Consider the following 15,615-nt stretch of genomic DNA (forward strand, 5'->3'; position numbering starts at 1 on the left):
CAATCCACTCTTCCGATTCCAAAAGGGCCGCTGTCCAGTGAAGCACGCGCGACCCTCGATCTTGCAGGGGGGTCGGCGGGCGGTCAGCAGGGGGTCAGACGAGAGGGAGCAGCATGATCACGTCGTCCCGGTCGTCGCCCGGCCCGACCCTGATGGCGCCCGGGATCCGGCCGACCTCCTTGTAGCCGCAGGAGCCGTAGAACCGCTCCAGGCCGAGGCCGCCCCGGCAGGTGAGCCGTACCGCCTCGATGCCGTCGAAGGTGCGGGCCGCCTGCTCGGCGGCCGTCAGCAGGTCGCGGCCGTAGCCCTTGCCATGGTGCCGGGGGTGCACCATCACCGTGTACAGCCAGGCCCAGTGGGTCATCAGCCGGTGGGTGTTGAAGGTGAAGAAGGCCGTCGCGGCCACCTCGCCCGCCTCGTCGTGCCCGACCAGCAGCCGGGTGCGGCCGTCGGCCATGGCCGTGAGGTGCTGAAGCAGCGACGGCCGGACCGCCTCCCGTGTCACGGGCGGTACGAAGCCGACGGCTCCGCCCGCGTTGGAGACGTCGGTCCACAGGTCGAGGACGCCGTCGCGCAGGGCGGGAGTGACGGCCGGGTCGAGTGTGAAAGTAAGGGACACCGCGCCATCGTAACCATTACGACAGGGCTCGTGCCGCCACTTTCAGATCGGAGACCAGCCCCTCGTACGCCGCCTTGCGGTCCGCGTCGTCCCGCGCCCGCAGCACCGACGACGGATGCACCGTGGCCACCAGCTTCTCCGGCCGCCCGTGGACCTCCCGCTCCAGCACCGCCCCGCGCACCTCCCCGACCCGGAACGACGACCCCAGCAGCGCCTTGCCCGCGCTCGCCCCCAGCAGCACGATCAACTCGGGCTCGACGACGGCCAGCTCGGCGGCCAGCCAGGGGCCGCACGCCGTCATCTCGCGCAAGGTGGGCGCCTTGTGGATACGGCGCTTGCGGGGCTCGGCCTGCGTGAACTTGAAGTGCTTCACGGCGTTGGTCACATAGGCCTCGCCGGGGTCGATGCCGGCCTCCGCGAGGGCCCGGTCGAGCAGCCTCCCGGCAGGACCCACGAAGGGCTTGCCCTGCCGGTCCTCCTGGTCGCCGGGCTGCTCGCCGACGAGCATCACGCGTGCTTGCGTCGTCCCGGCGCCGAACACCGTCTGTGTGGCGTCCCGGTGCAGCGGACAACCCCGGCATTCGGCGGCGGCCCGGCGCAGGGCGGGAAGGCCGCGGGCCCCCTCCGGGACGAACGGTTCTGCGGTGTAGGCGTCCTCAGGCGCTCGGGTGGTCACCATGGCGTCCGAGTACCCGCCGCAGGGAGTCGGACCCATGTCGTCTGCGGGTGCGCAGGGGCTGGACTCACACGCGCATGGGCTGCGGCGCCTCCCTGCGCGCCGGGTCCGGGCCGTCGTACTCCCGGATGATCTCGTAGCGCGTGTTCCGCTCCACCGGCCTGAAGCCCGCGTCCCGGATCAGGTCCAGCAGATCCTCACGGGTCAGCTTGTTCGGCGTGCCGTAGTTGTCGGCGTCGTGCGTGATCTTGTACTCGACGACCGAGCCGTCCATGTCGTCGGCACCGTGCTGGAGGGCCAGCTGGGCGGTCTGGACGCCGTGCATCACCCAGAAGACCTTGACGTGCGGGACGTTGTCGAAGAGCAGACGGGAGACGGCGAAGGTCTTGAGGGCCTCCGCGCCGGTCGCCATCTGGGTGCGCGCCTGGAGGCGGTTGCGTACCTTGCCGTCCTTCATGTCGACGAAGTCGTGCTGGTAGCGCAGCGGGATGAAGACCTGGAAGCCGCCCGTCTCGTCCTGGAGCTCACGCAGGCGCAGAACGTGGTCGACGCGGTGCCGCGGCTCCTCGATGTGGCCGTACAGCATGGTGCACGGGGTCTTCAGACCCTTCTCGTGCGCCAGGCGGTGGATCCGGGACCAGTCCTCCCAGTGGGTGCGGTGGTCCACGATGTGCTGACGGACCTCCCAGTCGAAGATCTCGGCGCCGCCGCCGGTCAGCGACTCCAGGCCCGCGTCGATCAGCTCGTCCAGGATCTCGGAGGCCGACAGACCGCTGATCGTCTCGAAGTGGTGGATCTCCGTGGCCGTGAAGGCCTTCAGGGAGACGTCCGGGAGGACGGCCTTCAGCTCCCGCAGCGAGCGCGGGTAGTAGCGCCAGGGGAGGTTCGGGTGCAGGCCGTTGACGATGTGCAGCTCGGTGAGGTTGTCCGACTCCATCGCCTTGGCGAGCTTGACGGCCTCCTCGATGCGCATCGTGTACGCGTCCTTCTCCCCCGGCTTGCGCTGGAAGGAGCAGTACGCGCAGGAGGCCGTGCAGACGTTCGTCATGTTGAGGTGCCGGTTGACGTTGAAGTGGACGACGTCACCGTTCTTGCGCGTGCGCACCTCGTGCGCGAGCCCGCCCAGCCACGCCAGGTCGTCCGACTCGTACAGCGCGATGCCGTCCTCACGGGTCAGCCGTTCACCGGCCCTGACCTTGTCCTCCAGCTCGCGCTTGAGCCCGACGTCCATGCCCACACCTCTCTCCGACGACACCGACGATGTCTCCGACGACTTCGACAACCGTACGTCTAGACCTCTTCAGGCAGTTGCCCGACCCGGTTCTCCCACTTCGTGGAGAGCACGATCGTCGTACGGGTCCGGGAGACGCCCACGGTGCCGCTGAGCCGTCGGATGATCTTCTCCAGGCCGTCCACGTCGGCAGCGCGCACCTTGAGCATGTACGAGTCGTCACCCGCGATGAACCAGCAGTCCTCGATCTCGCCCAGGTCCCGCAGCCGGTTCGCCACGTCCTCGTGGTCGGTGGCGTCGGAGAGCGAGATGCCGATCAGCGCGGTGACGCCGAGGCCGAGCGAGGCGGCGTCGACGGTGGCGCGGTAGCCGGTGATGACGCCGGCCGCCTCCAGCCGGTTGATGCGGTCGGTGACGCTGGGTCCCGACAGGCCGACGAGGCGTCCCAGCTCCGCGTAGGAGGCCCGGCCGTTCTCCCTCAGGGCCTGGATGAGCTGCCTGTCCACCGCGTCCATGCGATTCGAAGCCTTCCGCTGAAGAGTTCCAGAAGTGATGAGAGTCAATGACGAGAGGAAGTGATGAGGGGTACTGCGACTTCCCCCTCCTGTCGACCTGCCTTATGTGCCGTGGCCCAGCTCGCCCTTCCACCGCCGGTACAGCCCGTGCTCGACGCCCGCCGCGTCCAGGACGCGTCCGGCGACGAAGTCCACGAGGTCCTGGATGTGGGTCGCGCCCGCGTAGAAGCCCGGAGACGCCGGTACGACGCTGGCGCCGGCGTCGTCCAGTGCGACGAGATGCCGGAGGGTCTGACCGTTCAGCGGGGTTTCCCGTACGGCCACGACCAGCTTGCGGCGTTCCTTGAGGGTGACGCTCGCCGCGCGCTGGAGGAGGTCCTTGGACAGCCCGAGCGCGACGCCCGCGACACAGGCCGTCGAGGCGGGCACGATGAGCATGCCCTTGACGGGGTACGACCCGGACGACGGCCCGGCCGCGAGGTCCCCCGCGCTCCAGTGCCGTACGCCGGCGATGTCGACCTCGAAGGCCCCGGGCTTGCCGTCGGCCCCGCGGGACAGCCATTCCCGCAGGTCGGCCTCCCAGTGGGCGTCGCGGAACGGGATCCCCGTCTCGTCGAGCAGCGTGAGCCGTGACGCCCTGCTGACGACCAGGTCGACACTCTCCCCGGCGGCGAGGAGCGCGCGCAGCACCGCGGCGGCGTATGGAGTGCCGGAAGCGCCGGACACCCCTACGATCCAAGGCGTACGCGGCGTCTCTCCTGGCTTGACTGGGTTCACGACACCGAGCCTATCCGGCGTCGCGGGGTGGGAACCGACCAAGGGTGGCCGGGCGTTCCCCGTTTGGGGACGAGTTGGACGGTGGGGTTGCCATGCGGGGTACGTGGGGTGCGGAGCGCGAGTGGTCGCGAGGTGAACGCGCGCTGACAGCGGCCAAGCTGATGCTGGGCTGGGTCGCGCTGCTGTGGCTGCTGGAAGTGGCCGACGTGGCCAGCGGACACGCCCTCGACGGCTTCGGCATCGTCCCGCGCACCCCGTCCGAGCTGGTGGACGTCGTCCCGGCGTCCTTCATCCACTTCGGCTTCGCCCATGTCGCCGCGAACAGCGTGCCGCTGCTGGCCCTCGGGTTCCTCGCGGCCCTCGGGGGCATACGCCGGTTCGCCGCCGTCTGCGCCCTGATCATCGTCGCGGACGGCCTCGGGGTGTGGCTGATATCGCCGTCCGGCACCAACACCGCGGGCGCCTCCGGCCTGATCTTCGGCCTCTTCGGCTTCCTCCTGATCACCGGTTTCGTGGAGCGCCGCCCGCTCGGCGTCCTGGTCGGCCTCCTGGTCGCCGCCATCTGGGGCGGCACCATGCTGGCAGGCCTCGCCCCGACCCAGTCCGGCATCAGCTGGCAGGGGCATCTGGTGGGGCTGGCGGCGGGCGTTGCGGCGGCGTTCGTCCTGCGCCGCCGGGCAGCCGGGCCCGCCCTCAGGACCGGGGGCGGGCTTTAGGGCCGACGGACGTCGGTCAGACCGTCAGACCCCGGACTCAGACCGTCAGCCCCCGGAGCAGGAGATCAAGCAGCGCACACACGAACAGGGCGATCCCGATGAACCCGTTGACGCTGAAGAACGCCCTGTTCAGACGGGACAGGTCATGCGGCCGCACGATCGAGTGCTCGTACCCGAACGCGGCGGCGATGATCAGCAGGCCCAGCCAGAAGAGCGCGCCCGCGTCCGTGGCGAGGGCGTACCAGACGAACAGGGCCGTCGTCACCGCGTGACAGACGCGCGCGCCCCAGATCGCCGCCGGGATGCCGAAGCGGGCCGGGACCGACATGACGCCGATCTCGCGGTCGGCCTCGACGTCCTGGCAGGCGTAGATCAGGTCGAAGCCGCCGATCCAGATGCCCACCGCGAGGCCGAGGATCACCGCGTCCCAGGACCAGGACCCGGTGATCGCCAGCCAGCCGCCGACCGGGCCCATCGCCTGGGCGAGGCCCAGGATGGCCTGGGGGAAGTTCGTGAACCGTTTGCCGTAGGGGTAGACCACCATCGGGATCACCGCGATGGGGGCGAGGGCGAGGCAGAGGGGGTTCAGCAGCGCCGCCGAGCCCAGGAAGATCACCAGCGCGATCAGGGCGCCGGTCCAGGCGTGCCGGACCGACATCGCGCCGGTCACCAGCTCGCGGTGGGCGGTGCGCGGGTTCCGCGCGTCGATCTCGCGGTCGATGATCCGGTTGACCGCCATGGCGAAGGTCCGCAGGCCCACCATGCAGATGGTGACCAGCAGCAGCCGGCCCCAGTGGATGTTCCTGTCCCACTGGAACATGGCCGTCAGCGCGGCGATGTACGCGAAGGGCAGCGCGAACACCGAGTGCTCGATCATCACGAGGCGCAGGAACGCCTTCGTACGTCCTGGCTGCGGGATCGCGGCGGAGGCGCTGCTCACAGGCCGTACTCCTTCCACCGGCGGTCGACCTTCGCCGCCGTCTCCGGGTCGGACTCCACCATGTCGGGCCAGCCGCCGTCGCGGGTGTAGCCCTCCTCGGGCCACTTCTTCGTGGCGTCGATGCCCGCCTTGCCGCCCCAGAACTGCTGGTAGGAGGCGTGGTCGAGGTGGTCCACCGGACCCTCGACCACGGTCAGGTCGCGGGCGTAGTCCGTGTTGCCGAGCGCCCGCCAGGCGACCTCGTGCAGATCGTGCACGTCGCAGTCGGAGTCGACCACCACGATCAGCTTGGTCAGGGACATCATGTGCGCGCCCCAGATCGCGTGCATCGTCTTCTGCGCGTGCTTGGGGTACTTCTTGTCGATCGAGACGATCGCGCAGTTGTGGAAGCCGCCGGCCTCGGGCAGGTGGTAGTCCACGATGTCCGGGACAATGATCTTCAACAGGGGGAGGAAGAAGCGTTCCGTCGCGCGGCCCAGCGGTCCGTCCTCCGTCGGAGGCCGGCCCACGACGATCGACTGGAGCAGGGGGCGCCGGCGCATCGTCACGCAGTCGATCTTGAGGGCGGGGAAGGGCTCCTGCGGCGTGTAGAAACCGGTGTGGTCACCGAAGGGACCCTCCGGCAGCATCTCGCCGGGCTCCAGCCACCCCTCCAGCACGACCTCCGCCTGCGCCGGCACCTGCAACGGCACCGTCTTGCAGTCCACCATCTCGATTCGCTTACCCGAGACGAACCCGGCGAACAGGTACTCGTCGATGTCACCGGGAAGCGGCGCGGTGGAGGCGTACGTCACGGCGGGCGGGCATCCGAAGGCGATGGCGACCGGCAGCCGCTCTCCCCTCCTCGCCGCCACCTGGTAGTGGTTGCGGCTGTCCTTGTGGATCTGCCAGTGCATGCCGATGGTGCGCTTGTCGTGGCGCTGGAGGCGGTACAGCCCGAGATTCCGTACGCCGGACTCCGGGTCCTTGGTGTGGGTGAGCCCCAGGTTGAAGAAGGAGCCGCCGTCCTTGGGCCAGGTGAACAGGGCCGGGAGCCGGTCCAGATCCACCTCGTCCCCGTGCAGCACGACCTCCTGCACCGGCGCGCCCGACGACTTCACCTTCTTCGGCGGCACGTGCGTCATCGCGCCGAGCTTCCCGAAGGCCTCGCGGACGCCGACGAAACCGTGCGGCAGCTCGGGCTTGAGCAGCCCGCCGATCTTGTCGGAGATGTCGCCGTACGACTTCAGGCCGAGCGCCTTCAGCAGCCGCCGGTCGGTGCCGAAGACGTTCATCGCGAGGGGCATCGAGGAGCCCTTCACGTTCTCGAAGAGCAGCGCGGGACCGCCGGACTTCTGGACCCGGTCGACGATCTCCCCGACCTCCAGATACGGATCGACCTCAGCCTTGACGCGCTTGAGGTCACCTTCGCGCTCCAGTGCCCTGAGCAGGGAACGAAGATCGTCGTAAGCCATGGGGTCAAGTATCCCCGAGCGGCTACCCTGGCCATTGACCCGGGGGCCCGAACCCCCGGCACCGACGACCGTTTCGCTGGAGAGGGCCCATGCTCCGGGTGCTGATGTTCCTCGTGCCACTGGCGCTGAGCGTGTACGCGTTCATCGACTGCATCAGCACGAAGGAGGACGACATCCGCCACATGCCCAAGCCGCTCTGGGCGATCCTCGTCCTGCTCTTCCCGCTCGTCGGCTCGGTCTCCTGGCTCATCGCGGGCAAGAAGCGCAGCCCGGCCGCCGAGGGCTGGTCCGGTGTACGGGACCGTCAGCGCGAGCGCCGGCAGTGGGTGGCTCCCGACGACAACCCCGAGTTCCTGAAGTCCCTGGACGAGGACGACGACAAGAGGGACGACAAGAGGAAGGACGACGGGCCGAAGCGCGACGAGCCCTGACGCGGCCGTCCCGACGGGCCCAGCGCTCCCAACTCTCCACGACAGCCTCACAGTTGACCGCGGATACCCGCTTGCACCGGGCGCCACCTTGAGTAGTTAATGACCATCAGGCAGTGATGGGCATCAGTGATGGGTTGTCATCACCCATACCTCAGGGGGACCTATGGAGAGAGTCGAACCGCCCGGACATCACGACATACCGCCACCGCCCGCCGTACCGCCGCGGGCGGCGACCGCGGTCGACCTGCGGGTCGGCAGGCGGCTGCTGTGGGTCGACGGGGCCGCGTATCCGCTGGAGAACGTCACCCGCGTGTACACCTACACGCTCACGCCCCGGCGCAAGGAAGCCACCCTGCTCTTCCTGAAGCGCGTGGGGATCATCCTGTCGGTGGCGTTCGCCCTGACGATCCTCGGCGGCCTCACGAGCATCGCCAGCGAGGGCGCGGGCGGCACGATCCTCACGTTCGTCTGGCTGGGTGCGCTGGCCGCGCTGGCCTTCAGCATCGTGGAGCTGGTGTCCGTCCTCACGGCGCCCTCGCAGTACGTCCTGGCCGTCGAGACGGCAGGCCCGTCCATCGCCATGGTCACGAGCGCCGACCCGCGCCAACTGGACCAGCTCGTCGGCTCGATCGTGCACGCGATCGAGAACCCCGAGGTGGAGTTCCAGGTCAGGGTGGACCGGCTGATGGTCAATCCCCGTAACTACTACTTCGGAGACAACGTCAACATGTACGGCGGCACGGGCAACGTGGGGGTGGCGCACGCGTGAGCGGCGACAACTACTACTTCGGCGACAGCGTGACCATGCACGGCGGCCGGGACAACGTCGGCATCGACAAGAGGCAGACGGTGTCCGGCGACGCGTCGGAGGCGTCCGCCGAGATGCTGTCGGCGGTCCAGGAACTGCTGCGGCTGGTCGAGGAACTGCGCACCCAGGTCCCGGCCGCCAGTGCCCGGACCATCGAGGACGCCGTGCCGGCCATCAGCCCCGACACCGAGGCGCAACCGCAGGACCGGCACCGCGCCCTGATGGCCATCGCGGGCATCGCCGCGACGGTGGGTGCGGTGGGGCAGCCGGTCCTGGAGGCGGTCAACAGGGTCCTCGGGCTGCTCGGCGGTCAGTAGAACGCCTGCCCGGCCCGGCAGCCACTCCGGCCGCCGAGCCCGCTCGCCCCCTTTCCGCCGTTGCCCCCGCCCGCCCGTCACTGGAGAGTGAGGGCATGGACCGGACGAAGGCACGCAGGTGGCTCGGCACGGCACTCGCGGAGGCCCGTACCGGGCTCGCCGAGGGCGGCATCCCGATCGGCGCCGCGCTGTACGGGCCCGACGGGACGCTGCTGGGGCGCGGCCGCAATCGGCGCGTCCAGGACGGTGACCCGTCGCTGCACGCGGAGACGGCCGCCTTCCGGGCGGCGGGGAGGCGGCGGTCGTATCGCGGCACCACGATGGTGACCACGCTCTCGCCCTGCTGGTACTGCTCCGGACTGGTCCGGCAGTTCGGCATCTCCCGGGTGGTGATCGGCGAGGCGGTCACCTTCACCGGCGGCCACGACTGGCTGGCCGAGCACGGCGTGGAGGTCGTGCTCCTCGACGATCCCGACTGCGTCGAGCTGATGCGCGACTTCATCAAGCACCACCCCGACCTGTGGAACGAGGACATCGGTGAATGACCGGCCCAGCACCCGTCAGGCCCCCCGCATCCCCACGATCGACCTGCGCCCCTGGCTCGACGGCGGCCCCGAGGCCCGCCGGGCCATCGCCCGCACCGTCGACGAGGCGCTCCGGACCGCCGGATTCCTCCTGGTCACCGGGCACGGCGTGGACCCGGCCCTGCGCGCCCGCATCCGCACGGCGGCCCGCGCCTTCTTCAACCTCCCCGCCGAGGTCAAGCAGGCGTACGAGGCGAAGGTCGGCGGCCGCGGCTGGCTCGGCCCCGGCGCGGAGGCCAACGGGTACGCGGAGGGCACCGAGACCCCGCCGGACCTGAAGGAGTCGCTCACCTTCGCCACGCACGAGCCCTTCGACGACCCGGTGATCAACGCCGAGTGGTACGCGCCGAACGTCTGGCCCATGGAGACGCCCGAACTCCGGCCGCTGTGCGAGGAGTACCTGGCGCGGATGGGCGAGCTGGAGAAGGAGCTGCTCTCCCTGCTCGGCGAGGCCCTCGGCCTCGAACCCGACTTCTTCTCACGGCACATGGACCATCCGACGTACGGCTTCAACATCAACTGGTACCCGGGGACGGAGGTGATCGGCACCCCGGAGCCCGGCCAGTTCCGCATCGGGCCGCACACCGACTTCGGCACCGTGACGATCCTCGACCGGCAGGCGGGCAAGGGCGGCTTGCAGGTCTACACGGACGACGGCGGCTGGGAGGACGCGCCCTTCGACCCGGAGGCGTTCACCATCAACATCGGCGATCTGATGGCCCGTTGGACCGGTGACCGCTGGCGGTCGGGACGGCACCGGGTGCTGCCGCCGCCCGCCGACGCGCCGGCCGAGGAGCTGATGTCCCTCGTCTACTTCGGCGAGTGCACTCCCGGCACCCTCGTGGAGTCCGTGCCGGCACCGGTGGGACGGGTGGCGTACGAGCCAGTCGACTCGCATGTGTATCTACGGGAGAAGCTGGACTCGATCACCGTCGGCTGAGCCCGTCGGCTGAGCCCGTCGGCCGAGCACGGTCGGCTGACCACTGCGAACCGTTTCCGAGTAAAGGTTGCCTCGTTGGGCGATATACCACCCTTTCGGGTGTGTCCCCCCGCCCCGAATGGAGCCGCCCGTGCGAATGACTGACATCCAGCGCTGCGAGGTCCGGCCCGGACGACTCGTCGAATGGACGCTCAGCCCGGCCACGGTAGCGACGGCGACAGGCCTGCCCGAGGACTCCAGGCCGCCGGCGTACGTCCAGGAGTCCCATCTCAGGACGGTCCACTCCGTACATGAGGACGGGCTGTTCCTGCCGACCTGGCTCGGCACGGCGTTCGACATCCGGGCCGGGTAGAACTCGACGCGCTACAGGAGGCGCTGCACGGCTGGACGCTCGGCACGAGACGCTGCGCAGCGGCTTCCGCTGGACCGACGACGGCGAGATGCGACGGTTCACGGTCGACGCCGAGACCGTGTCGCTCCGGCGCACGGCGGTCGGCGACTTCCCCGACGCGCAGGAGCTGGTCCAGTACCTCCAGGACCGCTTCGACGCCGCGGCGTACGCGCTGCGGTGGCCGAACTTCATCTACGCGGCGGTCGTCCGGGACGACTGCACCAGCGTGTACATGCCTTCGACCACAACAACGTCGACGGCTACTCGATCATGCGCATCCCCGCCGAGATCCACGATCTCTACACGGCGGCCGTCGAGGGCCGGGCCGTGCCGGAGACGCCGGCCGGCAGTTACGTGGACTTCTGCGAGATCGAGCGGGAGGAGGCGGACCGCATCGACGACGACCATGTGATCGTCGCCCGCTGGCGGGAGTTCATCAACCGCTGCGACGGCCGGCTGCCGAACTTCCCGGTCGAACTCGGCCTCGAGCCGACCGGCCTGCAACCCCAGAAGCTGATGCGCGAGATGATCGTGGACGCCGACACCGCCGCGGCGTTCGAGGCGCACTGCCGTCCCTACGGCGGCAGCCTGGTCGGTGTCCTGGCCGCGACCAGCCTGGTCGTGCACGAACTGGGCGGACAGCCCGTCTACCGCACGGTCGTGCCGTTCCACACCCGGGACACGGCCCAGTGGTCGGACTCGGTGGGCTGGTTCGTCGGCGCCGCGCCGATCGAGATTCCCGTCGCCGCCGCGTCCGACCTCACCGGCGCCCTGAAAGCCGTACGCGCGGAGCTGCGCGCCAACAGGCCGCTCGCGCGCATCCCGCTCGCCCGGGTGGACCTGCTCGGCTCCGACTTCCGCCCGACGTCACCCGCCCTGTACTCGGTCGTCTCGTTCCTCGACGCCCGTGGCATCCCCGGCTCCGCGCAGTGGACCGACCGGAAGGTGTACGGCCTGGGCAGGGTGACGTACGGCGACAAGGTGTACGTCTGGTTCAACCGGCTCCACGAGGGCCTGTGGTTCACCTGCCGCTACCCGGACACCGACATCGCCTACAAGAACATGCGGCTGTACGTGGAGCGGTTGCGGGACGTCATCGCCTCGACGGTTTCGTAGACCCTCGGTCCCCCGCCCCTCGGTCCCCCGGCCTTGTCACGGGCCCCCTTCGAGCACGTCGATCAGCCTCTCGAAGCGCGCCCGCCCACGGGGCTCCGACTCCTCCCCGCCCTGGAACTCATGGGTGAAGCGCAGAACGCTGCCCTCGTCGCCGTCCCGTTCCAGATGGAACCTGATCCGGCCGCCGGGCCCCACGGTGTACTCGGTGACCCGCTCCACGTCCCACGCGGTGATCGAACCCGACCCGATGTCACGCAGCGTGACCGCGCCGCCGAGCCGGGGTTCCAGGACGTCGGCGTTCGTGAACCAGGACGCGAGTCCCTCGGGGGTGGTCAGCGCGGGCCAGACCGCCTCCATGGCCTGGGGCAGCCGCACCAGGAAGTGCAGGATGTGCGTGTTTCCGTGGGTCTGGCTGATGCCCTGTTCCACCGAACCGGTCATGACACCAGCCTGACCCCGCCGGGCACGAAACGCACCCCGCCGCTCCTGGACCTACACCCCGGCGTAGGAGTGCTTGCCGGAGACGAAGATGTTGACGCCGTAGTAGTTGAAGAGCCAGCAGCCGAAGGCGATCAGGGCCAGGTAGGCGGCCTTGCGGCCCTTCCAGCCGGCCGTGGCGCGGGCGTGCAGATAGCAGGCGTAGGCGACCCACGTGATGAAGGACCAGGTCTCCTTGGGGTCCCAGCCCCAGTAGCGGCCCCAGGCGTCGCCCGCCCAGATGGCGCCCGCGATGATCGTGAACGTCCACAGCGGGAAGACGGCGGCGTTGACGCGGTAGGAGAACTTGTCCAGGGACGCCGAGGCGGGCAGCCGGTCGAGGACGGAGTTCGCGAAGCGTCCCGGTGTGCCGCCGTTGGCCAGCTTGTTCTCGTAGCTGTCCTTGAAGAGGTACAGCAGGGTCGAGACCGCGCCGACGTAGAACACCGCGCCGCAGAAGATCGCGGTCGAGACGTGGATGTACAGCCAGTACGAGTGAAGGGCGGGAACCAACTGGTCACTCGCGGTGTACAAGACAGTGACGGCGAGGCCGAGATCGAGGAGGACCGTGGTGATCAGGAACAGCCCGAGCCAGCGCACGTTCTTCTTCAGCGCGAGCAGCGAGAGGTACACACCGACGGCGACCGTGGAGAAGGTGATGTTGAACTCGTACATGTTGCCCCACGGCGCCCGCTCCACCGACAGAGCCCGCGTGAGCACACCGCCGAACTCGATCAGGAAGGCGAGGACGGTGAGGGAGATGGCGATACGCCCGTAGAGGTCGCCCTGCGCGTCCCCGCCGTGCGCCCCGGGCCCGTCCGGCACGTCCCGCTGACCGGCCGTGGCCCGCACGACGACCTTCGGCCGCTCCAGTACGGCGGTGGAGCCGCCCTTCTTCACGGTGACGGCGGGCGCGGCGGCCTTGCCGACCTTGGCGGCCTTCGACGGGGTGAGCGCGGCGGCCGTGCGGCCGACCTTGCTGCGGCTGCCGAGGAGCCATTCGGCGATGTACGCGAAGAAGGCCAGGGTGTAGACGGCCATCGACGAGTAGATCAGCGTGTTGCTGAGGTTCGCGAGGTTTTCGTTGGTGGCGGCGGCCAACTCGGTCGCGGCGGCGAGAGTCACTTGCTGTCAGCCCCTTCGGCGGGTGCGACTTGGGGGTCGGGGGAAGCTTCGGAATCTGCGGGGTCGTCGTCGGGGTCGGGTGCGCCCGGTGCCTGCTCGTACAGGATCCCGGCGAGGTCGCCGAGCTCCTCCGGCACCTTGGCGGACTCGCTGCGGCCGAGGCCGGCCATCTCGACGACCGTGACGCCGTCGCCGCCGGTGGTGGCCCGCACCCACACGCGTCGGCGCTGGATGAAGAGGGAGCTGGCGAGACCGAAGATCGCGGCGAGGGAACCGGCGAGGGCCCAACCGCTGCCGGGCTGGCGGGCGACCTGGAAGCCGGCCCACTCCTTGATCTCCTTCTCGAAGGTGACCGTGCCGGCGCCGTTCGGGAGCTTCATGGTCTCGCCGGGCTTCAGGTTCTCCCGGACCTGCGCGCCCTTGGCGTCCTTGAACCCCTTCAGATGCTTCTTGTCCAGCTGGTACACGCTCTGCGGGATGCCCGCGTTGACTCCGAGTTCACCGTGGTAGGCCTCCAGGTTCAGCACCGGGTTCAGCAGTGCCGGGAACTGCGAGGCGAGCTCGTTGCCCTTGACGTAGGTGGGCAGGAAGAAGGCCTGGAAGCCCAGCTGCTCCCATCCGCCCTTGGCGTTGCGGTAGCCGTCCATGACTTTGATGGCGCCGGTGGAGGTGACGTTGCCGTCGAGCGGAAGGAGGGGCACTGCGTCGCTGAAGACGACGGTGCCCTTGCCGTCGCGGACCGTGATGACGGGGGCGTAGCCGTGACTGACGAGGTAGACCTTCGAGTCGCCGACCTCCAAGGGCTCGTTGACCTCGATGCTGGTCTTCTTGTCCTTGCCGTAGGCGCCCACGCTGTAGGTGACGTCCGCCTTGTAGACCCGGGGGGTGCCCCGGTTGGGGCCGGTCGGCTCGTAGCTGCCGACGAAGTTCTTCAGGTTGAAGCTGAAGGGATCGAGGTCGTCCTGGCTGAAGAGGCTGCCGGACTTGAAGTCGTCGTACTGGGTGAGGGTGTTGGAGAACCCGTCGCCCTCGACGATCAGCTTGTTGCCCTCGGACTTGAAGAGCTGGCCCCAGGCGAAGGCGATCAGCATCACGATCAGCGCGATGTGGAAGGCGAGGTTGCCAACCTCGCGCAGATAGCCCTTCTCCGCGGCGACGGCGTCGCCGGCGAGGTGGGCACGGAAGCGGCGCTTCTTCAGCAGGGCGAGCGCGGCCTCGCGGACCTGCTCGGGCTCGGCCTCGGTGCGCCAGGTGGTGTAGGCGGGCAGCCGGGTCAGGCGCTTGGGGGCGCCCGGCGGGCGGCCGTGCAGCTGGCCGACGAACTGCCAGGTGCGCGGGACGATGCAGCCGATGAGAGAGACGAACAGCAGGATGTAGATCGCGGAGAACCACACCGAGCTGTAGACGTGGAAGAGGCCGAGCTTGTCGTAGATCGGCGCGAGCGTCTCGTGGGCCTTGCGGAACTCGGCGACCTTCGTCTCGTCGATCCCGGTCTGCGGGATGAGCGAGCCGGGGATCGCGCCGAGCGACAGCAGCAGGAGCAGCAGCAGCGCGACCCGCATCGAGGTCAGCTGCCGCCAGAACCAGCGGGACCAGCCGATGAGGCCGATGGAGGGCGGGCTGGAGATCTCCTCGACGGGGGCGGTGGAGAGCTGGGAGCCGGCGGCGTCCAGGTCCTGGTCCAGGCCCTCGGGGGCGGCCTTGTCGGTCGTGTTGCTCATCGATCAGATCCCCACAGTGAAGCCGGTGGACCAGACCTGCATCTCCTGCACGATGCGGTCCCAAGCGCCGGTCAGCAGCAGCACACCGGTCGCGATCATCATGGTGCCGCCGATGCGCATCACCCAGACGTAGTGGCGCTTGACCCAGGCGAAGGCGCCGAGGGCCTTGCGGAAGGCTACGGCAGCCAGCACGAAGGGGAGGCCGAGGCCGAGGCAGTAGGCGACGGTGAGCAGGGCGCCGCGGCCGGCGCTCGCCTCGTTGTAGGACAGCGCGATCACCGATGTCAGCGTCGGGCCGAGGCAGGGCGTCCAGCCGATGCCGAACAGCGCCCCGAGGAAGGGGGCGCCGACCAGCCCGGTCACGGGCCGCTTGTGGAAGCGGAACTCGCGCTGGGTCATCCAGGGCATGAGGCCCATGAAGAAGACGCCCATGAGGATCATGAGCACGCCCAGCACCTTGGACAGGACGACCTTGTGATCCTGGAGGGTGTCGCCGAAGTAGCCGAACAGAGCGCCGCTGGAGACGAACACCGCGGTGAAGCCGAGCACGAACAGGGAGGCGCCCGCGACCATCCGTCCGCGCCGGGCCTCGGCCAGATCGGTGCCGGTGACTCCGGTGACGTAGGAGAGGTAGCCGGGGACGAGCGGCAGGACGCAGGGGGAGAAGAAGGAGACGAGGCCGCCGAGCAGCGCGATGGGCAGGGCGAGCAGCAGAGCGCCGCTCAGCACCGTCTTGTTGGGGCCGGCGACCTCGGCGAGCGTGGTCAGTGCGCTCAC

At 69.4% G+C, this 15,615-nt stretch carries 17 protein-coding genes and 1 pseudogene; 7 read left to right on the forward strand and 11 right to left on the reverse strand.

Going from position 1 to position 15,615, the window contains the following annotated elements; genetic code table 11:
• Positions 1–94: 94 nt before the first annotated feature.
• From KUM44_RS02145 to KUM44_RS02165, 5 genes are all read right to left on the reverse strand, one after another.
• Positions 95–619, reverse strand: coding sequence for a GNAT family N-acetyltransferase (locus tag KUM44_RS02145; RefSeq protein ID WP_217205817.1), 525 nt, complete (start codon positions 617–619; stop codon positions 95–97).
• A 16-nt stretch (positions 620–635) separates the two neighbouring features.
• The gene (locus tag KUM44_RS02150; RefSeq protein ID WP_217205818.1) at positions 636–1,298 is read right to left on the reverse strand and encodes a UdgX family uracil-DNA binding protein; all 663 of its coding nucleotides are present in this window, start codon (positions 1,296–1,298) and stop codon (positions 636–638) included.
• Positions 1,299–1,362: 64 nt separating this feature from the next.
• Complete coding sequence (mqnE, locus tag KUM44_RS02155) at positions 1,363–2,526, reverse strand: aminofutalosine synthase MqnE (RefSeq protein ID WP_217205820.1); 1,164 nt, start codon at positions 2,524–2,526, stop codon at positions 1,363–1,365.
• 59 nt (positions 2,527–2,585) lie between these two features.
• The gene (locus KUM44_RS02160; protein ID WP_217205822.1) at positions 2,586–3,041 is read right to left on the reverse strand and encodes an Lrp/AsnC family transcriptional regulator; all 456 of its coding nucleotides are present in this window, start codon (positions 3,039–3,041) and stop codon (positions 2,586–2,588) included.
• Positions 3,042–3,143: 102 nt separating this feature from the next.
• Positions 3,144–3,818 (reverse strand): UbiX family flavin prenyltransferase, encoded by a 675-nt coding sequence (locus KUM44_RS02165; RefSeq protein ID WP_217205823.1) that lies wholly within the window; start codon positions 3,816–3,818, stop codon positions 3,144–3,146.
• A 92-nt stretch (positions 3,819–3,910) separates the two neighbouring features.
• On the opposite strand from KUM44_RS02165, the gene KUM44_RS02170 reads away from it, so the two are divergent.
• On the forward strand, positions 3,911–4,534 hold the full coding sequence (locus tag KUM44_RS02170) for a rhomboid family intramembrane serine protease (RefSeq protein WP_217205824.1): 624 nt from the start codon (positions 3,911–3,913) through the stop codon (positions 4,532–4,534).
• A 37-nt stretch (positions 4,535–4,571) separates the two neighbouring features.
• On the opposite strand, the gene mqnP is transcribed toward KUM44_RS02170, so the two are convergent.
• Together mqnP and KUM44_RS02180 are read right to left on the reverse strand one after the other, a co-directional pair.
• Positions 4,572–5,474: a menaquinone biosynthesis prenyltransferase MqnP gene (mqnP, locus tag KUM44_RS02175; protein ID WP_217205825.1), complete on the reverse strand. Its 903-nt coding sequence runs from the start codon at positions 5,472–5,474 to the stop codon at positions 4,572–4,574.
• Positions 5,471–6,928, reverse strand: a complete 1,458-nt coding sequence (locus KUM44_RS02180; protein ID WP_217205826.1) for a menaquinone biosynthesis decarboxylase — start codon at positions 6,926–6,928, stop codon at positions 5,471–5,473. The genes mqnP and KUM44_RS02180 overlap by 4 nt, the downstream gene beginning before the upstream one ends.
• An 89-nt stretch (positions 6,929–7,017) precedes the next feature.
• Between KUM44_RS02180 and KUM44_RS02185 the strand changes: the two genes are divergently transcribed.
• The 6 genes and pseudogenes from KUM44_RS02185 (at position 7,018) to KUM44_RS02210 (ending at position 11,515) form a co-directional block, all read left to right on the forward strand.
• A complete protein-coding gene (locus KUM44_RS02185) occupies positions 7,018–7,359 on the forward strand; it encodes a PLD nuclease N-terminal domain-containing protein (protein ID WP_217205827.1) in 342 nt (113 codons plus the stop codon).
• Positions 7,360–7,522: 163 nt separating this feature from the next.
• A complete protein-coding gene (locus KUM44_RS02190; protein ID WP_217205828.1) occupies positions 7,523–8,128 on the forward strand; it encodes a DUF6232 family protein in 606 nt (201 codons plus the stop codon).
• On the forward strand, positions 8,125–8,484 hold the full coding sequence (locus KUM44_RS02195) for a hypothetical protein (protein ID WP_217205829.1): 360 nt from the start codon (positions 8,125–8,127) through the stop codon (positions 8,482–8,484). The genes KUM44_RS02190 and KUM44_RS02195 overlap by 4 nt, the downstream gene beginning before the upstream one ends.
• Positions 8,485–8,579: 95 nt before the next feature.
• Complete coding sequence (locus tag KUM44_RS02200; protein WP_217205831.1) at positions 8,580–9,029, forward strand: nucleoside deaminase; 450 nt, start codon at positions 8,580–8,582, stop codon at positions 9,027–9,029.
• The gene (locus tag KUM44_RS02205; RefSeq protein WP_217205833.1) at positions 9,022–10,008 is read left to right on the forward strand and encodes an isopenicillin N synthase family oxygenase; all 987 of its coding nucleotides are present in this window, start codon (positions 9,022–9,024) and stop codon (positions 10,006–10,008) included. Before KUM44_RS02200 ends, KUM44_RS02205 begins: the two co-directional genes overlap by 8 nt.
• A gap of 136 nt (positions 10,009–10,144) precedes the next feature.
• Positions 10,145–11,515, forward strand: a pseudogene (locus KUM44_RS02210) (condensation domain-containing protein).
• Positions 11,516–11,551: 36 nt separating this feature from the next.
• Here KUM44_RS02210 and KUM44_RS02215 read toward each other — a convergent pair.
• Genes KUM44_RS02215 through KUM44_RS02230 form a run of 4 tightly spaced genes read right to left on the reverse strand, consistent with a single transcriptional unit; the run spans position 11,552 to position 15,615 of the window.
• On the reverse strand, positions 11,552–11,956 hold the full coding sequence (locus KUM44_RS02215) for an SRPBCC domain-containing protein (protein ID WP_217205834.1): 405 nt from the start codon (positions 11,954–11,956) through the stop codon (positions 11,552–11,554).
• 51 nt (positions 11,957–12,007) lie between these two features.
• On the reverse strand, positions 12,008–13,117 hold the full coding sequence (gene ccsB / locus KUM44_RS02220; RefSeq protein ID WP_217205835.1) for a c-type cytochrome biogenesis protein CcsB: 1,110 nt from the start codon (positions 13,115–13,117) through the stop codon (positions 12,008–12,010).
• On the reverse strand, positions 13,114–14,838 hold the full coding sequence (locus tag KUM44_RS02225; RefSeq protein WP_217205836.1) for a cytochrome c biogenesis protein ResB: 1,725 nt from the start codon (positions 14,836–14,838) through the stop codon (positions 13,114–13,116). The genes ccsB and KUM44_RS02225 overlap by 4 nt, the downstream gene beginning before the upstream one ends.
• Before the next feature lie 3 nt (positions 14,839–14,841).
• On the reverse strand, positions 14,842–15,615 hold the full coding sequence (locus KUM44_RS02230) for a cytochrome c biogenesis CcdA family protein (protein ID WP_217205837.1): 774 nt from the start codon (positions 15,613–15,615) through the stop codon (positions 14,842–14,844).

Source organism: Streptomyces sp. AC550_RSS872, from assembly GCF_019049285.1.
In the GTDB taxonomy this organism is placed as follows: Bacteria; Actinomycetota; Actinomycetes; order Streptomycetales; family Streptomycetaceae; genus Streptomyces.

What these genes read in the sequence shown, in the direction of transcription:
- KUM44_RS02150 (WP_217205818.1), bottom strand. Translation starts at nt 1,298, where the DNA reads ATGGTGACCACCCGAGCGCCTGAGGACGCCTACACCGCAGAACCGTTC.
- mqnE (WP_217205820.1), bottom strand. Translation starts at nt 2,526, where the DNA reads ATGGACGTCGGGCTCAAGCGCGAGCTGGAGGACAAGGTCAGGGCCGGT.
- KUM44_RS02160 (WP_217205822.1), bottom strand. Translation starts at nt 3,041, where the DNA reads ATGGACGCGGTGGACAGGCAGCTCATCCAGGCCCTGAGGGAGAACGGC.
- KUM44_RS02170 (WP_217205824.1), top strand. Translation starts at nt 3,911, where the DNA reads ATGCGGGGTACGTGGGGTGCGGAGCGCGAGTGGTCGCGAGGTGAACGC.
- KUM44_RS02180 (WP_217205826.1), bottom strand. Translation starts at nt 6,928, where the DNA reads ATGGCTTACGACGATCTTCGTTCCCTGCTCAGGGCACTGGAGCGCGAA.
- KUM44_RS02185 (WP_217205827.1), top strand. Translation starts at nt 7,018, where the DNA reads ATGCTCCGGGTGCTGATGTTCCTCGTGCCACTGGCGCTGAGCGTGTAC.
- KUM44_RS02190 (WP_217205828.1), top strand. Translation starts at nt 7,523, where the DNA reads ATGGAGAGAGTCGAACCGCCCGGACATCACGACATACCGCCACCGCCC.
- KUM44_RS02200 (WP_217205831.1), top strand. Translation starts at nt 8,580, where the DNA reads ATGGACCGGACGAAGGCACGCAGGTGGCTCGGCACGGCACTCGCGGAG.
- KUM44_RS02215 (WP_217205834.1), bottom strand. Translation starts at nt 11,956, where the DNA reads ATGACCGGTTCGGTGGAACAGGGCATCAGCCAGACCCACGGAAACACG.
- KUM44_RS02225 (WP_217205836.1), bottom strand. Translation starts at nt 14,838, where the DNA reads ATGAGCAACACGACCGACAAGGCCGCCCCCGAGGGCCTGGACCAGGAC.